Genomic DNA, 21,690 nt, shown 5'->3' on the forward strand with positions numbered 1-21,690 from the left:
GAAATAAAAAAACCGCTTAGATGATAAGCGATTTTTTATTTCAGATTAACCGCTTGCCTAATGGCGTGTGGCATCTGATGGGCAAAGAGTCCACGAGTGCCATCTTTGGCGAGTAGGTCGCCTGCGTGGGCGTGCAGAGTGACAGCTGTCATCGGGCTGGTGTCATACTGCGCCAGAATGCCTGCCATCATACCACTTAGCACATCGCCCATACCTGCTGTCGCCATGCCAGCGTTGCCCAGTGTGCAGATCTCAAGTGTGCCTGTGTGGTCTAGCGCTAGGCTATTCGCGCCTTTAAGCACCCACTGACCGCCATAGGTGTGCTGCAGGGCGTGAATGGCGGCGAATCGATCATCTTCGATGGCCTGCGCGGCGGTGTCTAGCAGTCTGGCGGCTTCGCTACTGTGTGGGGTTAATACCCATTTTTGGGGTAGTTTGCATTGCATTGGATAGGTCGCTAAATGCCACAGTGCATCTGCGTCTAATATGACGGCTTTATTTGTCATATTGGCAAGTAGATGGTCAAAAATACGCTTGAAGGTCTGCTTTGCCCATCCATCGCGACCTAATCCCATCCCGAAACACACCGCATCCATCTTAACTAAGCTGTCCAAAGCATTGGCATCATCAATATCACCAAGCATGAGATTGGGCGAGCGTGATAGGATCGCTGAATGATGATTAACGTGTGTCAAGACGGTGGTACGTCCTGCGCCCGTCGCCATTGCTGATTCTGCTGACATGATGACCGCACCGCCCATGTGTGGATGGCCGCCGATGACCATGACAGAACCGAAGTCACCCTTATGGGCAGTATGCTTGCGCGGAGGTAATGTCGGCGGAGTGTCAACGAGATGAGCGATGGGGCGAATCGCACCATCATTCGGGATAAGTGGCACAGTGATGACTCTACCTACTGCATCCTTACTGGTAGATCCAAACAGACCGCTCTTAAGACCGATCAGGCAGAGTGTCACATCAGCACGCACGCAGACGGGCAGGGCGATGCCTGTATTGGCATGCAGTCCGCTGGGTACATCGACAGAGATTTTTAGCCCTTGGCTGTCATTGAAGCGATGAATGAGTGCCTGATAATCTTCATCGAGCGCACGAGACAGTCCAATGCCGAATATGGCATCTATCTGAATGTCGGCAGGCGGGGTGTTGTTAATATCATCGCTGATAAGAATGCTCGTCATTTGCGCCTGTGCTAGGGCTCGATTGGCGTCTGGTGTGGTGGGTGGGTTAGGCAGGACGACCGTCACGTCAAAGCCAAAATCATGCAAATATCTAGCAATCATCAGCCCATCACCGCCATTATTACCCGTGCCGCACCACACACAGATGCTGTCTGTATCACGGGCGATGTCTATGATGTGGTGCGCCATCAGCAGGGCGGCTTGACACATCAGCCCAAAGGATGAATTATCCTGATCGAACCATCGCTGTTCCCACAGGCGCACATCTTCTGCGGTATAGATAGGCTGTCTCATGGTATTTATCCTTTGGTGGGTGGTGTGATTGCGCATGGAGCCAATCATTCATACGTATTATATAAAGTCGGGCACGCCACTATGGAAGCGTAGCTCGCCATCGGGCGAATCGATCAGCTCCGCCTCGACCTCACGGAAGAATGCAACACGCTCATCGATGCTCTCATCGGTGATGGACTGTGCTAAGCGCAGATAGTCTTCGTAGTGGCGACTTTCTGACTTTAGTAAATACTTATAATAACGTGCCAATTTCTCATCGCCAATCACATCCGCCAGCGCCGAGAACCGCTCACACGAACGCGCCTCAATGAACGCACCGATGATCAGCACATCAACCATCGCAGCAGGCTCCCACGTGCGCTTATGCTTAAGTAGACCCTTGGCGTAGCGACCTGCTGACAGATATGACCATTCAATGCCGCGCTCTTTCATTAATGTCAGCACTTGTTCATAATGTAGCATCTCTTCACGAACCAGCTGAGCCAGTCGCTCCTGAAGTTCACGATGAAATTCATAACGAAAAATCAGATTCATCGCCGTTCCTGCTGCCTTCTTCTCGCAGTTGGCGTGGTCTTGCATGAGTAGGGGTAGGTTGTCCTTAGCGGCGCTCAGCCATTTATCCGATGTGCGCGCACCTAGGAACTCATGAATGTGACTGATGTCGGTGGTGGCTTTGGCGCGCGTGGTAATGTTCTGTAAATCGTCTTCAGGGGCGATGGTCGCATCTGGGTTTAGGATGTCGTTCATTGGTGTGTCGGTCCTGATCGTCTCAATGTTCAAAAAAATTAATCAATCTATCAATGAATATTTGTGTAAACATTTGTGTTCTCTGTGTAAATATTGGCTTAAGCTAGCTTAATAATGTTACAGCGTGATGACCATTTTAACATATTTTTTGGGTGAAAAAGGTGTGAATATTGCCCAAAAAATGTACAATATTGCACAATAATGACACCAATTTACTAATGATAATAATAATATATCTCGTCATTAACAAAATTTTGAAGGCTTGATAAATAAATAACTATATGAAAAATAATAAAAAATTAAAAAACATTAGAAAAATTTAAAAATTTTTTGGTTAAAGGTGTTGCAAAATATGACAAACTTGGTATTCTATAAATGAAATGTGGATCTGGCAAAGGTCTTTTCTGAGTTTTTACAATTGAAAAAGTCACGAACCAGATTCTTTATTTCGTAAAATAACCTCGCAGGCTTGTTTTAAATTTTAAATAATCAAGTTTTGCATTGGGCGCAGCTTTAGCGACCCAAACTAAAAAATGTAATGTGGAGAAACCCATGAAAAAACTACTTTTAGCATCAGCCGTCGCTGCTCTATCTATCACAGCTGTACAAGCTGCACCAACCGTTTACGGTAAAGCATTCCTTACTCTTGACGTTCAAGACGGTAACAGCAACAGTGCCGCTAAAGATTCACGCACTCAACTAAACTCTAACTCTTCTCGTATTGGTCTAAAAGGCTCGGAAGCATTGACCAATAATACCAACTTGCTTTATCAATTGGAATACGGCGTGAAGGTTGATGACAACTCAACCCAATTTAAATCACGCGACACTTACTTGGGTCTTGCCAATAAACAATACGGTACTTTGGTAGCAGGTCGTCTAACAGCGATTGATGACTATGTTAATTATGCTAACGAAGCTCAAGGCGGTGTTATTGGTGGCAATGGCGTGTTGGCGTCTTTTGATGCACCTCGTGCTAACAATACATTTGCATATTTTTCACCAGAGCGTAACGGCCTACAATTCATGGGTATGTATGCGCTAGATGAGAACAAATCTACTGACAACCTAAACGGCGACGCATTTGGTGTTGGTGTTAAGTATGAGCCAACCAACGCTCCTTACAAAGTAGGTGCTACTTACATCAAAGCAAGTCAAGCAGGAGCTAAAGATAACAACCTACAAGCTATCCGTGTAAGCGGTGCTTATGCTGCTAGCCCAGTATTGACTCTAGGTGGTCTATATCAGCACACTGACCGTAGCACTGATGACAACGAAAATGCATTCACTGCTTCTGCTAACTACAAAGTAGCTCAAACTCCTTGGACTACTTATGGTCAGCTAGACTTCGTTGACAACTACGAAGGCAAAAAAGACGCTGAAGTATTCCGTACCGTTGTTGGTGGTAAATATGTATTCAACAAAGCAACCACTGGTCACATCTACGGTGCATACCAACGTTCTGAAGGTACTAACCTAAAAGCTGATGCAGATGGTAACAAAGCCAATGCATACGGCATCGGTGGTGGTATCGAATACAAATTCTAATCTGATTTAGAATTTAGATATCAAAAAAGCTCATCCTACGGGATGGGCTTTTTGTTTTAGTGTGTGATGATTGAGCTTTTTGCCAAATTTGACTAAGATTTATTCAATATGGTTATTATATACTGTATAATCATGTTGTATTTGTGTTAATAAAATGGGTGCGATATGATTACTGAGTATTTGGTGGATATATCACGGCTACAGTTTGCAGTGACGGCGCTGTTTCATTTTCTATTTATTCCCTTGACGCTGGGCATGACATGGCTACTGGTGATCATGGAGTCGGTATATGTCATCACAGGCAAGCAGGTTTGGCGTGACATGACGAAATTTTGGGGGAAGTTATTCGGCATTAATTTTGCACTTGGGGTAACGACAGGCATCACGATGGAGTTTCAGTTTGGTACCAACTGGGGGTATTATTCGCATTATGTGGGTGATATTTTTGGTGCGCCGCTTGCCATTGAGGGTTTGATGGCGTTTTTTCTTGAATCGACGATGGTGGGGTTGTTTTTCTTCGGCTGGGAAAGAATGAGTCGTGTGCAGCATTTGTTTACCACAATTTTCATGGCACTTGGGACGAATTTGTCTGCGTTGTGGATTCTGGTGGCGAATGGCTGGATGCAAAATCCTGTGGGGGCGGAGTTTAATTATGAAACGATGCGCATGGAGATGACGAGCTTCACGCAGATTCTGCTAAACCCTGATGCACAGAATAAGTTTGTTCATACTGTCTCTGCTGGCTATGTGGTGGGTGCGGTTTTTGTATTGGCAATTTCGGCATTGTATTTGCTACAAAAAAGAGATGTAGAATTCGCCAAGCGCAGCTTTCATGTGGCAGCTGCCTTTGGTTTTGCGTCTATTTGTAGTACGATCGTGCTGGGTGATGAATCTGGATATTCCATCGGATTGGCTCAACAGACCAAGCTTGCCACCATGGAGGCGATGTGGGAAACCGAGCCTGCACCTGCCAGCTTTAATCTGGTTGCTGACATTAATGAGTCGGAAGGTAAGAATGACTGGGCGATACACATTCCATATGCCATGGGAATCATCGGTACGCGTTCGCTTGATAAGCAGATTCTAGGCATTCATGACATCAAAAAAATCAACGAAGAGCGAATCAAAAATGGCATCGTCGCCGTAAGCTCTCTTGATCAAATGCGCGAGGATAAGAGTGCAGGACGTGTGATTGATCCGGCGGTGCTGGAGAGCTTTGAGAAGAACAAGAACGATCTGGGTTTTGGGTTACTGCTTAAGAAGTACACAAGCGATGTCACGCAGGCGACGCCAGAGATGATCGCACAGGCGACAGATGATACCATTCCTAGAGTGACGCCGATGTTTTGGTCCTTCCGTGTGATGGTGGGACTTGGCTTCTTGATTTTGGTGCTATTCGCATTAAGCCTATTTTACACGATCAAAGGCACGTTCACGCAGAAGCCTTGGCTGCTCAAGTTCGCTGTCATCATGTTGCCTGCGCCTTGGATCGCGGCAGAAGCAGGGTGGTTCGTGGCGGAATATGGTCGTCAGCCGTGGACGGTGTATGGCATCTTACCAACTCATCTGTCTGTGTCGAACATCGATGTGTTGAATGTGATTTGGTCATTGACGGGCTTCGTGGTGTTCTATACGGCTTTGTTCATTGTAGAGATTTATCTCATGCAAAAATACGTGCGTCTGGGTCCTGCCAGTCTGGGCACGGGTCGTTATTATGGCGAGAAGACAAGTCCGAACATCATCAATCCGAGCGAGCATAAAGAGGTGTAGCCATGTTATTTGATTATGAAACTCTAAAACTCATCTGGTGGCTACTCATAGGCGTGCTGCTTATTGGTTTTGCCATCATGGATGGGCATGACATGGGCGTGTGTAGCTTATTACCTTTCGTGGGTAAGACAGATGAAGAGCGTCGTGTGATTATCAATACCATTGGACCGCACTGGGAGGGTAATCAAGTATGGTTCATTACCGCAGGTGGTGCGATATTTGCGGCATTACCATTGGTGTATGCCACGGCATTTAGTGGCTTTTATTGGGCGCTTATGGCGGCGCTGTGGGCGTTGTTCTTTCGCCCTGTTGGCTTTAAATATCGCAGTCTGGTTAAGGATGATCGCTGGCGCACGGCATGGGACTGGGGGTTGTTTGTTGGTTCGTTTACCCCTGCTTTGATCTTTGGCGTGGCGTTTGGTAACTTGTTCTTAGGCGTGCCTTTTGGCTTTGATAATAGCTTGGTATCGACTTATACAGGGTCGTTCTTTGAGCTGTTGAATCCATTTGCGCTACTTTGCGGATTGGTCAGTGCGACGATGCTTATCATGCAGGGCGGTACGTATTTGGCGCATCGCACGGTAGGCGACATCCAAGCCAGAACGATACGCTACACTGGCATCGTATCGGTGCTGATGGTGGCGTTGTTTATCATTGCAGGTTTCTTTTTGGCGAATATTGATGGCTATGTCATCACGAGCAGCATTGATAAGAATGCGCTGATCGATCCGATCTCAAAGACCGTTACGCTTGAGTCAGGTGCTTGGTTGAATAACTATCATGAGCAGCCTGCCTTGTGGGTATTCCCTGTATTAGGCATCGTGATGGCGCTCGTTGCGGTGGTGTTATTGAGAGCCAATAAAACACTGCTGGCCTTTATCGCATCGAGCTTGTCCGTGCTTGGTGTAATCATGACGGCAGGCGTGGCGTTATTCCCATTCTATATGCCATCATCGTCAGATCCACGTTCTAGCTTGACTGTAAGGGACAGTACTTCTAGTCAGTTCACGCTCATGGTGATGGTGTATGTGGTTGTGCTGATCCTGCCTGTGGTCGTGGCATATACGAGCTGGGCTTACGCCATCATGCGTGGCAAAGTCACCAAGGCATATATCAAAGAAAATGAACATACGTTATATTAACGACTAGGGGGAATTATGTGGTATTTTGCATGGATATTAGGCTTAGGCTTTGCGGTACTACTGGCGGTAGTCAGTGCAGTCTGGGTGGAATTTGAAGAATCGCGCCACGATGCATTCTACAAAGATGTCGATGTTGATTGATTCATCATTGATTAAGAGAGCCGCGTAACTCTTTTGTTGCGCGATTTTTTCATAATGGTATTTTTAGCGATTTGTATAGATATTGGTGTTATAATGCGATTTTTTGCTGTGTTTCACTTTTTTATGCGACCATTCAATCTAAAAAACTCCTTAATAATCGCCACGTTGGCGGTGTTGCCATTAACGGTATCAGCGCCCAGTACTGCCCAAGATGGCGGGATTGCTGCTTTATTTGGACAAAAAGCCCAAAAATTCCTACCTGTGCATGAAGCGTTCAAAGTGGCCGTGCGTATGGAAGGTGATGAGGTCGTGGCGACGTTCAAAGTCACACCCAAGCATTATGTTTATCGTGATAAAATCAGCGTGAGAGCGCCTGATGGTATCAGTGTTGGTAAGTGGCAATTTGACAAGACTGCCACCATGATCGATGACCCGACATTCGGGAATGTGGCGGTATTTGAAGAAGATGTGACTGCCCGTGCCAAATTAAGTTCGACTAAGGATGTGAGTGAGTCTTTGGCACTCCGCTGGCAGGGCTGTGCTAAGGCAGGGCTGTGCTATCCGCCTGAGATAGTGAGATTCCAAGCAGATATTAAAGGAAGCTCTGCTAAAGACAATATACCAAATTCAAAGACTGATGAAGCCGCAGCGGATACCAAGCCTAAAGTACAACCAGAGCAGAAAGCTGTCTTAAACATCGCAGCACCGATCACCTCCAATCAGCCAGAAGATGCTAAGTCGTCTGAAGATGTAGCTGACAATAATGCCAAAGAATCTCAAGACCAACAATACGAAGCAATCAATGCGGATAAACAGAATGAAGCTGCTGCCGATGAAGCGATAGCTTCTGATGCTAATGTTCAGAATGATGTGATAGATGAATCAAGCACGCCAGCTAATGATGTCGTCCAAACCATGCCTCAGGATGGACAGTACGAGCTTAATCACACGCTAACACTGAGCGATCCGTTTGGTATTCATAAGAATCCTGTATTGGCGTTAGGATTATTGTTCTTGGCGGGGCTTTTGTTGGCATTTACACCTTGTGTGTATCCGATGATTCCTATTGTCGCGAACATCGTCGCCCGCCAAAAAACCATTGACAGCAAAAAAGCCTTCGCGCTGTCTGCCGCCTATGGCGTGGGCGTCGCGACTGCTTATGGTCTGCTGGGTGCTCTCATTGCGTGGCTAGGTCGTACGGTGAATATCTTGGGCTATCTACAGAATCCCGTTGTGCTCATCGCCTTTGCTTTATTGTTCGCGTTGTTGGCATTGTATATGTTTGATATGCTAAAGATTAGCCTGCCGAGTGCCATTCGAGATAAGCTACAAGCCAAATCCCAAGCTGCTGATGACAAGCTTGGCAGCATTGGCGGTAGCTTCTTGGCAGGCGGGTTGTCGGCTTTGGTGGTATCGCCTTGTGTGTCAGCACCGATGGCGGGTGCGCTTGCGGCGGTGTCAGTCAGTGGTAGTGTGCTGTTTGGATTCTTTGCACTGTTCATGCTTGGCATTGGTCTGTCGCTGCCGCTTATGTTGATGGGTACAGCTCAGGGCAAATGGATGCCTAAGGCGGGTGCGTGGATGGCGCGCGTGAAGGAGTTCTGTGGCCTGCTGCTGCTTGCGGTTTCGCTATTATTGATTGAGCGTGTGTTTGTCTCGCCTGTTGTTCTGTTACTGTGGGCAGTATGGTTTATCATCGTGTCGTTATGGCTGTGGCGATTGGCTAGGATGCCTGCGCGTGTGTTGGCTGTCTCTGGCTTTATTTGGGCTGCGTGTCTGATGGCAGGTGCATCGATGGGTGCTAAGGATGCGTGGCGACCGCTTTCTGTGATGAAGGCATCAACGGTATCCCATACTGACAAGCACATCACCACGATTGACGAGCTTGATGCGATTCTAGCGAGCCATGATAAGGTGCTGATTGATCTGACGGCAGACTGGTGTGTGGAATGTCGCATCATGGAGCGTGAACTATTCACGGATCGTCCAGAGACCTTGAATGACGTTCAAGTGGTTAAATTTGACATCACGGAGGTCACCGATGATGGTCGCGCGCTACTGGATCGCTATCAGCTCATGGGTCCACCTGCGTTGATATTCTACCAAAAAGGCAATCTGCACAACATCATGCTGGGGCAGACGAAGCGAGCTGAATTTGAAACTGCCTTAGCGAATTTCTAATAATTAAAAACCACCATAGCAATTATGGTGGTTTCTTAATCTCTTAATCTCTGCGCAAAAATTAAGCCCTGTATGAACAGGGCTTAATGGACAATCAACGATTATTTATTTTTTAGGCGATCTTCCCAGAAGGTTGCGCCTTTGATGCCAAGCTTAACAGGGTCGAAAGTATAGTTCGTAACGCCTGCTTTCTTTTGCTCTTCATAGTCGCGAAGGGCATTAAGTGTAGGCTTGGTTAGGAATGCGAACATTAGTAGGATGCCCACGATGTTTAGCCACGCAGTCATACCAACACCGATATCGCCCATGTTCCAGATATAACCTGCACTGTTCAAGCTGCCATAAGCCACAACCAGCAATACGCTGATCTTTGGAATCCATACGCCTAGCTTCTGAGTGCTTGCTTTCATGCGACGCGTTAGATAGGCTACGTTCACTTCAGCGATGTAGTAGTATGCCAAGATTGTAGTGAAGGCAAAGAAGAAAATCGCAACGGCGATGAAGTGGTTGCCAAATGAACCAAAAGTAGTCTCTAACGCCATCTGAGTAAAGGCAGGCGTGCCGATTTCAGCGATGCTAGGATCGACGTTTTGAACGATGAATTCTTTGGTTGTCTCATTTTGGATGTTGTAAGTGCCCATGGTCAAAATCATAAAGGCAGTCGCTGAACACACCAGTAGGGTGTCTACATATACTGAGAATGCTTGTACCAGACCTTGCTGAGCAGGGTGCTGAACTTCTGCAGCACCTGCGTGGTGAGGACCTGTACCTTGACCAGCTTCGTTAGAATACACACCACGCTTAACACCCCAGCCAATCGCTGCGCCTAGGCCTGCCATTGGGTTAAGGATGTCACTCATGATAAGCCCAAATACCGCAGGGATCTTGTCAAGGTTCGTTACCATAATGATGAGCGATAGAATGATGTAGCCCAATGCCATGAAAGGCACAACCAGCTCTGCCACGCGCGCGATACGCTTAATACCACCGATGATGATCACTGCTAATAGAGCAACAACTACCGCCATCACGATAACACGGTTAGTACCGACATCAATGCCAGCGAAGTTCATCATCGCACCATCGCCCGTGATACGAGTAACCGCACTAACAACACCGTTCGCCTGTACGCCAGGCAAGAATATGCCGCAAGAGATGATAGCTGCGATGGCGAATAGGATGGCGTACCATTTTTGACCCAAGCCTTTTTCAAAATAATAAGCAGGGCCACCACGGTATTGACCTGTGATCGGGTCGCGCTCTTTGTAGATCTGTGCCAGGGTACTTTCTGCGTATGCAGTAGAAGCGCCCAAGAATGCCACAAACCACATCCAAAATACCGCTGAAGGGCCACCAAAGCCAATCGCTGCTGCCACACCTGCGATGTTACCCACACCGACACGGTTTGCCAGTGCTATCACAAACGCTTGAAAAGATGAGATGCCGTCAGCTGATTTGGTCTTGCTGAACATCAGATTAACCATTTCTCGGATCATGCGAATTTGCACGAAGCGAGTCATGATTGAATAAAATAAGCCTGCACCCAAGCATAGATATACCAGTGCAGGACTCCAGATAATACCATTTAACGTATTAATAAAATTTTCCATCACTATTCCTCAGCCCATTGGAAAATATAAAATAAAAGCGACATTCACGACTATCAATGAAGAATAAAGCATTGACTAAACAGAGGTGACGTGAACTTAATGTTGCAATTTGCCATAATTTCGCAACAATTGCCAGTAAAATTTTCAATTATGGGCTATTTTTTTACAAAAAAGCTTGATTTTTGGATGAAATTTATACTAATTGGTTTGAACTTGAAGAATTTTGGCGCGATTTATTGAGGCTTGTCAATAAAGTTTTTGCAAGTTTAACGATTGTGTTGTGCTTGTGTAAGATTTGGACGGTTTTGCTTGTATTTTTACGTTAAGCTTGTCATTATACTGCTAAGTTTAGCGATTTTTAACATAAGACTGCTTAATTTGAACGCCAAGAGTGACTTTATTTCTATTCATAAGGAAAAAACATGAAAAATTTCAAAAAACTTACCTTTGCTGCACTATTGGCAAGCTCGCTAAGCCTGTCTGGTTGTGGTTATAACACCCTGCAAGCCCAAGATGAGCAAGTAACCGCATCATGGTCTGAGGTGGTGAACCAGTATCAGCGCCGTGCTGACCTAGTGCCGAACTTGGTTGCTGTCGTACAGCGCTATGCTGAGCACGAAAGAGAAGTATTCACCCAAGTAGCATCAGCGCGTGCAGCCGCTGGCACTGTCCAGATCACACCTGAGACACTAAACGACCCAAATGCGATGAAGCAATATCAAGAAGCCCAAGCGCAAATGACGGGTGCATTATCTCGCCTGATGGCAATCTCTGAGCGTTACCCTGATCTTAAAGCCGACGCGATGTTCCAAGATTTACAAGCTCAGCTAGAAGGCACTGAGAACCGTATCACAGTGGCTCGTCAGCGTTATATCCAAGACGTCCAAGGTTATAATACTACCGTGCGCCAGTTCCCAACGAACCTAACGGCCATGGTGTTCGGCATGGATCCAAAAGCCAACTTCACCGTTGAGAATGAGCGCCAAATCTCAACCGCACCGACCGTGAATTTTGATAATGGTTCAGCCGCCGGCGCATCGGGCACAGCGACAGGCACGAACACAGGCACAGCAACGTCAGGACAATAAAATGGCGGATGTGCCAAATAACAGCGGTAAATTTAAATTTAGCCTATTAGATAGAGCGGCTCGTCTAAGTGCAACCGCTTTACTAGGTGTCTGCCTGTCATCGGCAGCCACAGCGAGTAGTGCAACAGTAACTGCCACCGCTCAGGTTGCTAGCGAAGACGATCTTGCGGCTGTCGTTGTCGCGCGTAATGGTGCGATTAACGACACGCTAAGAACGGCAGGCGAGCCGTTATCGCCATTGACTGAATCGGTGCGTGATTTCACCGATGAGATGAGTGACGATGCTACGGATGATGGCGCTGTTGCTACAGCTCAGACACCGACCACTTCAAGCGCACCAAGCGTCACCCATGATAAGCTCATTCTAAATGAGCCTGTTGTGGATGCGGCGCGCATCTTGAGCGCAAGCGAAAAGGCCCATCTCTCCGACCAGCTGCGCACACTATATAATGATAACCTCGCTCAGGCAGCGCTTGTTATCATCCCAAGCACCGAGGGCATGCCGATCTTTGACTATGCGATGGCGGTTGCTGATCGCTGGCAGCTGGGTAGAAAAGACACCGACGAAGGTCTTTTAATTGTCGTTGCGATTAATGATCGAGATTTATACATCTTGACAGGCTATGGGCTAGAAGGTGTGCTACCTGATGCAGCCCTAAAGCGCATCATTCGCCAAGACATCACACCTGCCTTTAAGAGCGGGCAGTATGCGCAGGGTTTGTCTGCTGGTATCGCCAGCATTAGCGAGCGTCTGCGCGCTGACCCTGAGACGCTGCAACGCGCTGATGCCGCAATCCAAGAGGAAGAGAATTTTGGTGAAGAGAGCGTATCGCTGTTCGGTTTGCTGATTATTGGCTTTATTTTTGGTACCTTTTTGACATCGATATTCGGTAGGGTGCTTGGGGCGACCATCGCAGCTGGCGGTGTTGGCTTCATGGGCATGATGGCGGGTGCTGGCTTCATGGTGGTACCGATTGCCATTGTGCTTTGGCTGATCCTATTGTTCTTCAAAGGCGGGTCTGGAGGCGATCGCGGTGGTAGAGGTGGACGCGGTGGTGGCGGCTTTGTTGTATTACCGACAGGTGGCGGCGGATTCGGCGGTGGTGGCTTTGGTTCAGGCGGATTCGGCGGCGGTGGCGGCGGATTTGGCGGTGGCGGTGCGGGCGGCTCTTGGTAATTAAACCCCGTAACACCTCTAGCGATGTTGCTATTTTGCACCTTTCATTTTTTATGATTTTAACCTTGATTTAATTATGCAAACTATCCAATCAACCAAAAGCCTTGCTCGACTGTGGCGACAGCTCTTTTTTATTCCGATGCTTCACAATCGCTGGCTAACCGATGACTTAAAGTCATCACTAACCCAGAGTATTACAGATGCTGAGCGCGGTCATCACGGTGAGATTTATCTTGTCATTGAGAATCACCTACCCATCGGTGAGGCGTATGAGATGGATTGCCGTGAGCGCGCCTTGGCTTTGTTTGGGTTGCACCGCGTTTGGGATACTGCTGAGAATACAGGTGTATTGATTTATGTGAATGTTTGTGAACATGATTTGGAGGTTATTGCTGATCGTGGCATTGATGATTTGGTCGATGATGAAGAATGGTTAAAGCTAACCCAGAATGCGCTAAATGCATGTAAACAAGGCAATTTTGGCGCAGGTCTGACTACGCTGATTACCGAGATTGGTAATCTGATGCGCATCCACTACCCAGGGGGTGTCTTGGGCAATGAGCTTAATAATGATGTGGTGTTCTTAAAGTGATGAATAACCCGTTGACTTGGCTGATATTACTTATTGGCGCGGGGATTGTTTTGTATTTTATAGCCCGTTTTTTACCTAAGAAGTTAAATAACCCAATGCGCCACATAGCGCCGATAGAGAGATTGCAAGCTGAGCTGATTCAGCGTGAGCCTTATTTTGATTACACCATAAGGCAAGATCGTATTATTGTATCAAAAGACGGCTCCATTCACGCTTTTATCATTCTAGATGATAGAGCGGTCAATACCACCAGAAAACTTGACGACGTGATGATATTTAGCCTAAAACAGCGCTATCGCACCAAAGAGCTGTCAGAATCAGTCGCAAAGCTTCAACAATTTAAAAAATAACTAAAAATTATCCTTGTAAGCGCTTTGTTTTTTTGATAAAATACCGCCTTATTTTATGTCCTAGTCGTGTTCGTTATCAAGAGCTATCAAGGGATAGCCACGGCACACAGGTTTTTTACGGAGAACGTAGATGTACGCAGTAATCAAAAGTGGCGGTAAACAACACCGTGTTAGCGTTGGCGAGACTCTAAAAGTTGAGCTACTAAAAGCTGAAAAAGGTGAAACGCTGAAGATTGAAGACGTGCTAATGGTTGTAAATGGTGCCGACATCAAAATTGGTCAACCGGTTGTTGCTGGCGCTAGCGTTGAAGCAGAAGTGGTAGAACATGGTCGCGGCAAAAAAGTGCGCATTGTTAAGCACCGTCGTCGTAAGCACTATCACAAAGAGCAAGGTCACCGTCAATGGTTCACTGAGCTAAAAATCAAAGCAATCAACGCTTAATTACCACTTATTTGATGCTTTTATCTAATAAAGCATCCACATAGGAGACATTCTCATGGCACATAAAAAAGCCGCAGGTTCTACTCGTAACGGTCGTGATTCTAACCCAAAAATGCTTGGCGTAAAAGTATTTGGCGGGCAAGACGTTGTTGCAGGTAACATCATTGTTCGTCAACGTGGCACTGAATTCCACGCAGGCGAAGGCGTAGGCATGGGTCGCGACCACACACTATTCGCTCTAACTGAAGGCGTAGTGAAGTTCGAGACTAAAGGTCAATTCAACCGCCGTTATGTATCTGTATTGGCAAAATAATCTTAGCTAAGATTATCCCAATTAAAAAACCATCACAAAATATTGTGATGGTTTTTTAATTGAGTTTATTTTTTTGGATATAAAATAAGGTTCATTAAGAGCCTTATTTGCAAGATTTGATAGGATTATTTACCAATCCATTGACGGATCTTCTCGCGCTCTTCTTCGCTAGAGTTAAGCCAAAGCTGCATAAAGCCGTCTAAGTTATCACGAGCGACAGGCGCTTGGGTTGGTGCGCTTGGTGCAGTCACTGTAGTGGTAGGTGCTCGGTTCAAGGCAGCCATGGTTTTTTGGTTAGAAGTTACTGCATTATTACGACCAAACATGCCACCGATGCTTTGAGTGATTGAACTTAGTACGCCTGTACGGTCTTCAACGATGCTCTCTTGAGCGATGACCTGACCATTATGGGCAACGGCTAGGGTTGGTGATTTTACGTATTCTTTGGCAGCGCTGTAGTTATTTGGTTGGTTTGGCATGACCAGTTGATAGGTTTGGTTGTCCTGAAGGTCTGCTGTCACTGTGATGTTACCAGATTTTAGGTAATCATGATCACCGCGAGTCAGATCAAAGATACGATCATAACGCGCAGTGACGACATGACGACCTGCTTCTAGTTTGAATTCTCTTTGTAGTGGTTGTAGCGCACCACGATGAACTTCTTGACCGTTAACGGCGGTTACTTTGATGTTATCATCGATCAGTAGGCGTACTTCTGCGTGAGCATATGCTGCGCTTAGTGCAAGCGAGGCGATGATGGCTTTGGTGATCATTTTCATGAGCTTTTCCTTTAGGGTGAAATTTGGGTCATTGCTTAATTGGTTGAATTAATTGTCAATTTTATGTTCAGAGATTTCGAGTAAAAACGCCTCTCTTTCGATGATGCTCTTGGCTTCATCGATGGTTTTCTTGGGAACTTGCACGCGAGATAGGTGTGTCAGCAGGGGCGAGATTTGATCTAATACTTGAATCATGTCACCAGCATTGCGTGGACCGCTATCTAGCATGAATTCAAAAATCGGTTCAGGCAGTCGCCAGTTTTTACGTTTTAGGATTGAATTAAGTAGTGCCTTTCTATCATCAATGTCTTCGTTAGTCGGTAGGCGGAAAGTGGGCGCAAGAGACAACCGTGTAACCAAGTCCAACAGTCCAATCTCAAGCTCGCGCGCAGGATTATTCGCCAAAAACACTATCTGCTTGTTCTGTTCGCGCACTCGGTTGATGAGATGAAATAAGCCTTCTTGCCATTCGCGACTGCGATGAATTAAATGCAAGTCATCAATGATGATCAGGTCAAACATCTCAAGCCCAACTAAGGCACTGGCATCACCGTCATTATCGATCATATCGCCAAGCGATAGGCTGATTGCGCTTTTTTTGTAGGTCCGGGTATAGTTTCTATATATTGCTGCTGCCAGATGCGTCTTGCCGTAACCATAGGCGCCAATGATGAACAACTCTCTAAGATTGCCAAGACCCAGCTCACGTATCGCATTTAATACGGGCAAGAATCCATCCCCACGAAAGTCACTAAGGCTGGCATCCTGCTTTAGATCAAGATTAAGCGATGGCTGAATAAAATCACTCATTAATTACAATTACCTACATGGGCTTGATGGATTTTTATTATTAACATTATGCTGGTATATTCTGATGAATCCATCAAGTCATTTTATACATTTTAAAGTTGCCTATATATAGCACATTTTGGGAAATGTTGGCAAGTGATTCTGTGGATTTATAAGAAATCATTTAAGCCACTACCATAATTTTAGCTGCTTATACCCTAGATACCAATCGCTTCCAAGGTAGGCGGCATAGGCATGGCGAAACAAGACATTGATGACGGCAGATACAGGTAGGGCGATGAGCATGCCAACAAATCCAAATAATGATGCGCCAGCAAGTACGGCAAAAATAACCCACAGTGCTGACAGTCCGATTTTATTACCAAGTAATAGGGGTTGAAGGACATAACCTTCCAAAATCTGACCGACTCCAAAAGCACCAGCAATGAGTAATAAGTGCTTCCAGTCAAGACCAAACTGAAAAAACCCTACCGCAAATGCCGCAATGATGCCGATCCCAAAGCCTAAGTAAGGCACAAAACTGGCAATCCCTGCACCAATACCAATGATCAATCCTAATTTTAATCCGATCAGTTCTAATTGTACGGCATAGATCACACCAAGTAACACCATGACGGTGAATTGACCTTTGGCAAAATTCATCAGTGCTTGATGGCAGTCTTGGGCGATCTCGATGATTTTTCCTGCATGATCTCTTGGTAGGGCGTTTTGCCAAATTTGCAAGCGTTCATTCCAGTTTGTCAAAAAATAAAAGGTTAGAACTGGAATTATGATGAGCAGACCAATGCTGTTAGCGGCACTTGCACCAGAAGTTAAAATCCTTTTGATGATGGTTTGGGCATCGGCCACTTGATAATTGGCTTGAACATAAGTAGCCAACTCGTTTGAAATCATATCAAGATTGATTTCAAGCATGCGGTAATGAGTGAATTGCCCAAGCCAGGGTCTAAGGGTGGTGTTATACCATTTTAATAACTCAGGTATCGCTGCCCAAGCCAGCTGTATTTGTGTCCATAGCATGGGTGCAAGCCAAATCACCAATATCACAATGGTTAGGCTGATGGACAGATATACTGCAGTGATTGCTAAAATTCTGGGTAGGAATTTACTAAAAATATTAACCAAAGGGTTTAAAAAATATGCCAAAATAAAAGCGGCAGCGAAAGGTGCGATGACCACACGCATGAGCCATAATGCGTATAAGAACAAGCATAATGCCGTCACAATGAACAGACGACGAAAAAAAGGGTCAATGGAAAATGCTCTCATAAGAACCATTTATCAGTAATATCAAGATGTTGGTGCATATCATAATGAAAAAGACGACAAAAATACAGACAAATTAAAAAAAATGTACAAATTTTCATAAATCATGATTTTTATCAGATTTTTAGATGATTTTTTTGCTATAATTGGCGACATCATGTTTGATAATATTATCCAAGGGTTTTTCATGACACAGCAAAATTCATTAAGCTATAAAGATGCAGGCGTAGACATTGACGCAGGCGAAGCGCTAGTACAGCGTATCAAATCAGTCGCCAAGGCAACTTCTCGCCCTGAGGTGTTGGGCGGACTGGGCGGTTTTGGTGCGCTTTGCCGTATCCCACAGGGTTATAAATCGCCTTTGTTGGTGTCGGGTACGGACGGTGTCGGTACCAAATTAAAGTTGGCATTAGACCTAAATCGCCATGACACCATCGGTCAGGATTTGGTGGCGATGTGTGTGAATGATCTGTTGGTCTGTGGCGCTGAGCCTTTATTCTTCTTGGATTACTACGCTACTGGTAAATTGGATGTTGATACCGCAGAAGCTGTCATCAAGGGCATTGGCGATGGTTGTAAATTGTCAAATTGTGCATTGATTGGTGGTGAGACTGCCGAGATGCCAGGCATGTATCAAGACGAAGATTATGACTTGGCAGGGTTTTGTGTTGGTGTGGTTGAAGAAGAAGAGGTTATCACTGGCAAGAACGTTCAAAATGGTGATGTTCTGATTGCACTTGCTTCTAGTGGTGTGCATTCTAATGGCTATTCATTGGTGCGTAAAGTCATTGAGGTTACCAATACCGATGTGGTCAACGAGCAACTGGGCGAAGAATCTTTAGCTGATGCCTTGATGAAACCTACCCGCATTTATGTCAAATCGGTAAATGCTCTACAAAAGGCGATTGGTAACAGCAATATTCATGCGATGGCACACATCACAGGTGGTGGCCTGACTGAGAACTTGCCACGTGTACTACCTGAGAACCTAGCAGCTCAAATCGACACTTCAAGCTGGAATCTGCCTGCGGTCTTCCAATGGCTTCAAAAGGGTGGCAATATCGACACGCTGGAGATGTATCGCACCTTCAACTGTGGTGTTGGCTTTATTCTGGTTATCCCAAAAGAGCATGCTGATGCTACACTAAGCTTCCTAAAAGATCAAGGCGAGGATTCTTGGGTGATTGGCCGTATCGCTGCGCGTGATACGGATGCGGTTGTTTACCAATAAGATATTAATAAACCGTCACTTTGGCGGTTTATTTTTTAAATGACTGATAATTTGATTGATTGTAAATCTATGAAAAAATTAAAAATCGCCGTGTTGGTTTCTGGTAGTGGTTCTAATCTTCAAGTGATGATTGATGCCATGCAGGCAGGGCGACTGCCAATTGAGATTGTTGGTGTGATTAGTAATGTCGCCGATGCCTATGCGGTGACACGCGCTAATAATGCAGGCATTCGCACGATGGTGCTTTCACATGTGCCTAACGGCAAGAAAATGGGCATCAAGACTTTCGAGAAGCATACGCTAGAACTCTTAAATGAGTGGATGCCTGATTTGGTCGTTTTAGCTGGGTTCATGCGTGTGCTGTCGGCGGAATTTATCTCTGCTGTGCCTTGCGACATGATTAATCTGCATCCATCGCTCCTGCCTAATTATAAAGGACTAGATACACATGAGCGTGTGTTACAATCTGGCGATAAACTGCATGGATGCAGCGTGCATGTGGTCACAGCTGAGCTTGACGCAGGTCAGGTATTAACTCAGGCTGTATTGACGGTTAAGCAGAATGAATCACCAGAATCGCTAAGATTGCGCGTGCAGAAGCTTGAGCATCAGCTGGTGCCGTTCACGCTAGAGTTGATCGCAAAAGATGTTCTGTCATTGGATAAAGATGTAATTTCTGATAATTTGGCTTTGCCATATCGACTGTGGTTTGAATGATTAAGAAAAACCCCAAATGATTACTTGGGGTTTTTAATATTAAATTAGTGGTTTTCTTTGGCGTGGTTTAGGGTGTATTTAGGAATCTCGATGGTAAGATTCTCATTTGATACGATACACTGACAAGACAATCTAGAATCAGGCTCTAACCCCCAAGCGCGATCTAGAAGGTCGCCTTCGATGTCATCCATCTCTTCTAAGCTATCAAAACCTTCACGAACGACGACGTGGCAGGTAGTACATGCTTTTGACATATCGCAAGCATGCTCAATCTTAATGCCACGCTCAAGCAGACCTTCGCATAGATTTTCACCTTCATTGAGCTCTACTGTTGCACCTTCAGGGCAGATTTCGTGATGGGGTAGGACAGTTACGGTTACCATGATCTTTCTCGTTGCTTCTTTGATTGGTTTAAGATACTTAGTTTGTGTGCCACTCGGCAGTGCTTGTGCCTTTTAACGCGGACTTGACATTTTGATCCATGATGATCGAGGCAAAATGATCGCTTAATGGTTTAAGCTTGGTATTGGCTGCATCGATGGATTTTTTGTCGTCGCCTTGTAGCGCATCTTTTAGTGCCTGCATGGCGGCAAGCAGGGCTGTCTTATCAGATTGGGATAATAAATTGTCAAATTCATCCAGTGCTGAATCTAGTGCGATGAGCTCGCGTTCTGCTTCGACTTTGGTCTCGATAAGTGCGCGTAAACGTTTGTCTTCGTTAGCATGTAAGAAGCCAGCTTGAAGAAGTTGCTCTTGCTGTTCAGGGCTTAATCCATAGCTTGGGCTGACTTGAATCTGACTGCGCGCGCCAGTAGTGGTCTCTTGGGCGGATACGGTAAGCTGGCCATTCGCATCAATATTAAAGCTCACCTCGATGCGTGCATGACCAGCCTTCATCGGCGGAATACCATGCAATTCAAAGCGTGCCAAAGTACGACAATCTGCTACCGCTTCACGTTCACCTTGCACGACATGAACGACCATGCCAGTCTGGCCATCTTGATGGGTGGTGAACACCTGACGACGTGCAACAGGAATCGGTGTGTTTCTTGGGATAATGACTTCAGTTAGGCCACCCATCGTCTCAAGCCCAAGCGATAATGGCGTCACATCTAACAGTAGTAAATTGTCATCGCGCTTATTGATGAGCTGATCGGCAGCGCGTGCCGCACCTAGAGCTACGACCTCATCGGGATTTAGCGTGCACAGCGGCTCTTTATCAAAAAATTGATGAACTGCTTGCTGGATGATGGGCATACGAGTTGAGCCACCGACCAACACAACTTCTCGAACGTCATCTTTGTTGATTTTGGCATCTTGTAAGACTTGTTGGCAGATTTGTATGGTGCGTCTGGTGACAGGCTCGATGATGTCGGCTAACGTTGCGCTATTGAACATCGTGTGAACAGGCATGCCTGATACTGTGATGTCAATCATCACAGCATAGCTGCTGCTTAGGGCTTGCTTGTATTGCTTGGCAAGCTTGGCAAGTCGTGACTTTTCTGCATTGTCAATGTCGGCAGGGTTTAGATTTGCGCTTTTGATAAAATAGTTGGCAATTAAGCGATCAATGTCATCGCCACCAAGTGCGCTATTACCACCTGTTGCCAGAACTTCAAACACGCCATCTGATAATCTCAAGATGGACACGTCAAATGTACCACCACCCAAGTCATAGACAAGATAAATACCTTCTGAAGTATTCTTATCCAGTCCGTAAGCGATGGCAGCTGCCGTCGGTTCATTTAATAGTCTAAGCACCGTTAAGCCTGCAGCAGTAGCAGCGTCTTTGGTGGCGGCGCGCTGCGCTTCATCAAAATACGCGGGTACAGTAATGACAGCACCAGCGATACTGTCAGGCGGTAATGCAGCTTCAGCATGACGCTTCAGGTGTGACAGGATGTGCGCTGAAGTCTCAACAGGAGATTTGTCACCTTGAGCGGTTACGAAAGCGGGCATGGTATGCTTATCGCCAACCAAAGTATAAGGGTGTGAAAACTTGATGTCTACCTTACTGCGACCCATGAACCTCTTGGCGGAGATGATGGTATTCTTAGTGTCATCAGCATAAGCCAGCGCGGCTTTACCAATCAATGGGCGGTCGGACTGACCACCATAATACACGACCGATGGCATGAGTGGTGTATCGCCAAAATTCAAGACATCGGCACGCCCGGAGCGCACCACGCCAATCAAGGAATGGGTTGTGCCCAAATCGATCCCAAGCGCAAAACGATGCTGGTGGGGGTTTTTGGATTGGTTGGGTTCGCTAATTTGCAATAAAGACATGGTA

Annotated in this window: 21 protein-coding genes; 13 read left to right on the plus strand and 8 right to left on the minus strand. The window is 46.0% G+C overall.

Going from position 1 to position 21,690, the window contains the following annotated elements:
- Positions 1-35: 35 nt before the first annotated feature.
- Entirely contained in the window at positions 36-1,493 is a 1,458-nt protein-coding gene (locus tag MBO_RS07270) for a bifunctional ADP-dependent NAD(P)H-hydrate dehydratase/NAD(P)H-hydrate epimerase (RefSeq protein WP_036366215.1), read from the minus strand.
- 57 nt (positions 1,494-1,550) lie between these two features.
- Entirely contained in the window at positions 1,551-2,240 is a 690-nt protein-coding gene (gene miaE / locus MBO_RS07275) for a tRNA-(ms[2]io[6]A)-hydroxylase (RefSeq protein WP_036366218.1), read from the minus strand.
- 552 nt (positions 2,241-2,792) lie between these two features.
- Between miaE and MBO_RS07280 the strand changes: the two genes are divergently transcribed.
- From MBO_RS07280 to dsbD, 5 genes are all read left to right on the plus strand, one after another.
- Positions 2,793-3,788, plus strand: a complete 996-nt coding sequence (locus MBO_RS07280) for a porin (protein WP_036366221.1) — start codon at positions 2,793-2,795, stop codon at positions 3,786-3,788.
- 165 nt (positions 3,789-3,953) lie between these two features.
- Positions 3,954-5,558 carry a cytochrome ubiquinol oxidase subunit I gene (locus tag MBO_RS07285; RefSeq protein WP_036366225.1) on the plus strand — a complete coding sequence of 535 codons (1,605 nt, stop codon included), beginning with the start codon at positions 3,954-3,956 and terminating at the stop codon, positions 5,556-5,558.
- Between the two features lie 2 nt (positions 5,559-5,560).
- On the plus strand, positions 5,561-6,700 hold the full coding sequence (gene cydB / locus MBO_RS07290; protein ID WP_036366229.1) for a cytochrome d ubiquinol oxidase subunit II: 1,140 nt from the start codon (positions 5,561-5,563) through the stop codon (positions 6,698-6,700).
- A 15-nt stretch (positions 6,701-6,715) separates the two neighbouring features.
- Positions 6,716-6,841, plus strand: coding sequence for a cytochrome bd-I oxidase subunit CydX (gene cydX, locus MBO_RS07295; RefSeq protein WP_036366232.1), 126 nt, complete (start codon positions 6,716-6,718; stop codon positions 6,839-6,841).
- Between the two features lie 93 nt (positions 6,842-6,934).
- Positions 6,935-9,022 (plus strand): protein-disulfide reductase DsbD, encoded by a 2,088-nt coding sequence (gene dsbD / locus MBO_RS07300; RefSeq protein ID WP_227712698.1) that lies wholly within the window; start codon positions 6,935-6,937, stop codon positions 9,020-9,022.
- 101 nt (positions 9,023-9,123) lie between these two features.
- Here the strand turns inward: dsbD and MBO_RS07305 are convergent, their stop codons facing one another.
- The gene (locus MBO_RS07305) at positions 9,124-10,632 is read right to left on the minus strand and encodes an alanine/glycine:cation symporter family protein (RefSeq protein WP_036366235.1); all 1,509 of its coding nucleotides are present in this window, start codon (positions 10,630-10,632) and stop codon (positions 9,124-9,126) included.
- 422 nt (positions 10,633-11,054) lie between these two features.
- On the opposite strand from MBO_RS07305, the gene MBO_RS07310 reads away from it, so the two are divergent.
- From MBO_RS07310 to rpmA, 6 genes are all read left to right on the plus strand, one after another.
- On the plus strand, positions 11,055-11,720 hold the full coding sequence (locus MBO_RS07310) for a LemA family protein (protein ID WP_052585364.1): 666 nt from the start codon (positions 11,055-11,057) through the stop codon (positions 11,718-11,720).
- Between the two features lies 1 nt (position 11,721).
- Positions 11,722-12,897: a TPM domain-containing protein gene (locus MBO_RS07315; protein WP_052585365.1), complete on the plus strand. Its 1,176-nt coding sequence runs from the start codon at positions 11,722-11,724 to the stop codon at positions 12,895-12,897.
- A gap of 76 nt (positions 12,898-12,973) precedes the next feature.
- Entirely contained in the window at positions 12,974-13,489 is a 516-nt protein-coding gene (locus MBO_RS07320) for a TPM domain-containing protein (protein ID WP_036366238.1), read from the plus strand.
- Positions 13,489-13,839, plus strand: a complete 351-nt coding sequence (locus MBO_RS07325; protein WP_036366240.1) for a hypothetical protein — start codon at positions 13,489-13,491, stop codon at positions 13,837-13,839. Before MBO_RS07320 ends, MBO_RS07325 begins: the two co-directional genes overlap by 1 nt.
- A gap of 130 nt (positions 13,840-13,969) precedes the next feature.
- Positions 13,970-14,281 carry a 50S ribosomal protein L21 gene (rplU, locus tag MBO_RS07330; protein WP_036366243.1) on the plus strand — a complete coding sequence of 104 codons (312 nt, stop codon included), beginning with the start codon at positions 13,970-13,972 and terminating at the stop codon, positions 14,279-14,281.
- A 55-nt stretch (positions 14,282-14,336) separates the two neighbouring features.
- Positions 14,337-14,594 carry a 50S ribosomal protein L27 gene (gene rpmA / locus MBO_RS07335; RefSeq protein ID WP_003659274.1) on the plus strand — a complete coding sequence of 86 codons (258 nt, stop codon included), beginning with the start codon at positions 14,337-14,339 and terminating at the stop codon, positions 14,592-14,594.
- Positions 14,595-14,719: 125 nt separating this feature from the next.
- Here the strand turns inward: rpmA and MBO_RS07340 are convergent, their stop codons facing one another.
- From MBO_RS07340 to MBO_RS07350, 3 genes are all read right to left on the minus strand, one after another.
- Positions 14,720-15,373 carry a DUF2057 family protein gene (locus tag MBO_RS07340; protein ID WP_036366247.1) on the minus strand — a complete coding sequence of 218 codons (654 nt, stop codon included), beginning with the start codon at positions 15,371-15,373 and terminating at the stop codon, positions 14,720-14,722.
- 48 nt (positions 15,374-15,421) lie between these two features.
- On the minus strand, positions 15,422-16,183 hold the full coding sequence (locus MBO_RS07345) for a DnaA ATPase domain-containing protein (protein WP_036366249.1): 762 nt from the start codon (positions 16,181-16,183) through the stop codon (positions 15,422-15,424).
- A gap of 171 nt (positions 16,184-16,354) precedes the next feature.
- Positions 16,355-17,452 (minus strand): AI-2E family transporter, encoded by a 1,098-nt coding sequence (locus tag MBO_RS07350; protein ID WP_036366252.1) that lies wholly within the window; start codon positions 17,450-17,452, stop codon positions 16,355-16,357.
- Between the two features lie 184 nt (positions 17,453-17,636).
- Here MBO_RS07350 and purM point away from each other — a divergent pair, with 184 nt between their 5' ends.
- Entirely contained in the window at positions 17,637-18,680 is a 1,044-nt protein-coding gene (purM, locus tag MBO_RS07355) for a phosphoribosylformylglycinamidine cyclo-ligase (protein ID WP_036366411.1), read from the plus strand.
- A 69-nt stretch (positions 18,681-18,749) separates the two neighbouring features.
- Positions 18,750-19,397 carry a phosphoribosylglycinamide formyltransferase gene (gene purN, locus MBO_RS07360; protein ID WP_152545128.1) on the plus strand — a complete coding sequence of 216 codons (648 nt, stop codon included), beginning with the start codon at positions 18,750-18,752 and terminating at the stop codon, positions 19,395-19,397.
- Positions 19,398-19,441: 44 nt separating this feature from the next.
- Here purN and fdx read toward each other — a convergent pair whose 3' ends face one another.
- A complete protein-coding gene (gene fdx / locus MBO_RS07365) occupies positions 19,442-19,780 on the minus strand; it encodes an ISC system 2Fe-2S type ferredoxin (RefSeq protein WP_036366257.1) in 339 nt (112 codons plus the stop codon).
- Positions 19,781-19,817: 37 nt separating this feature from the next.
- Positions 19,818-21,686 carry a Fe-S protein assembly chaperone HscA gene (gene hscA, locus MBO_RS07370; RefSeq protein WP_036366260.1) on the minus strand — a complete coding sequence of 623 codons (1,869 nt, stop codon included), beginning with the start codon at positions 21,684-21,686 and terminating at the stop codon, positions 19,818-19,820.
- Positions 21,687-21,690: the final 4 nt, after the last annotated feature.

Source organism: Moraxella bovoculi 237 (assembly GCF_000696305.2).
Classification (GTDB): Bacteria; Pseudomonadota; Gammaproteobacteria; order Pseudomonadales; family Moraxellaceae; genus Moraxella; species Moraxella bovoculi.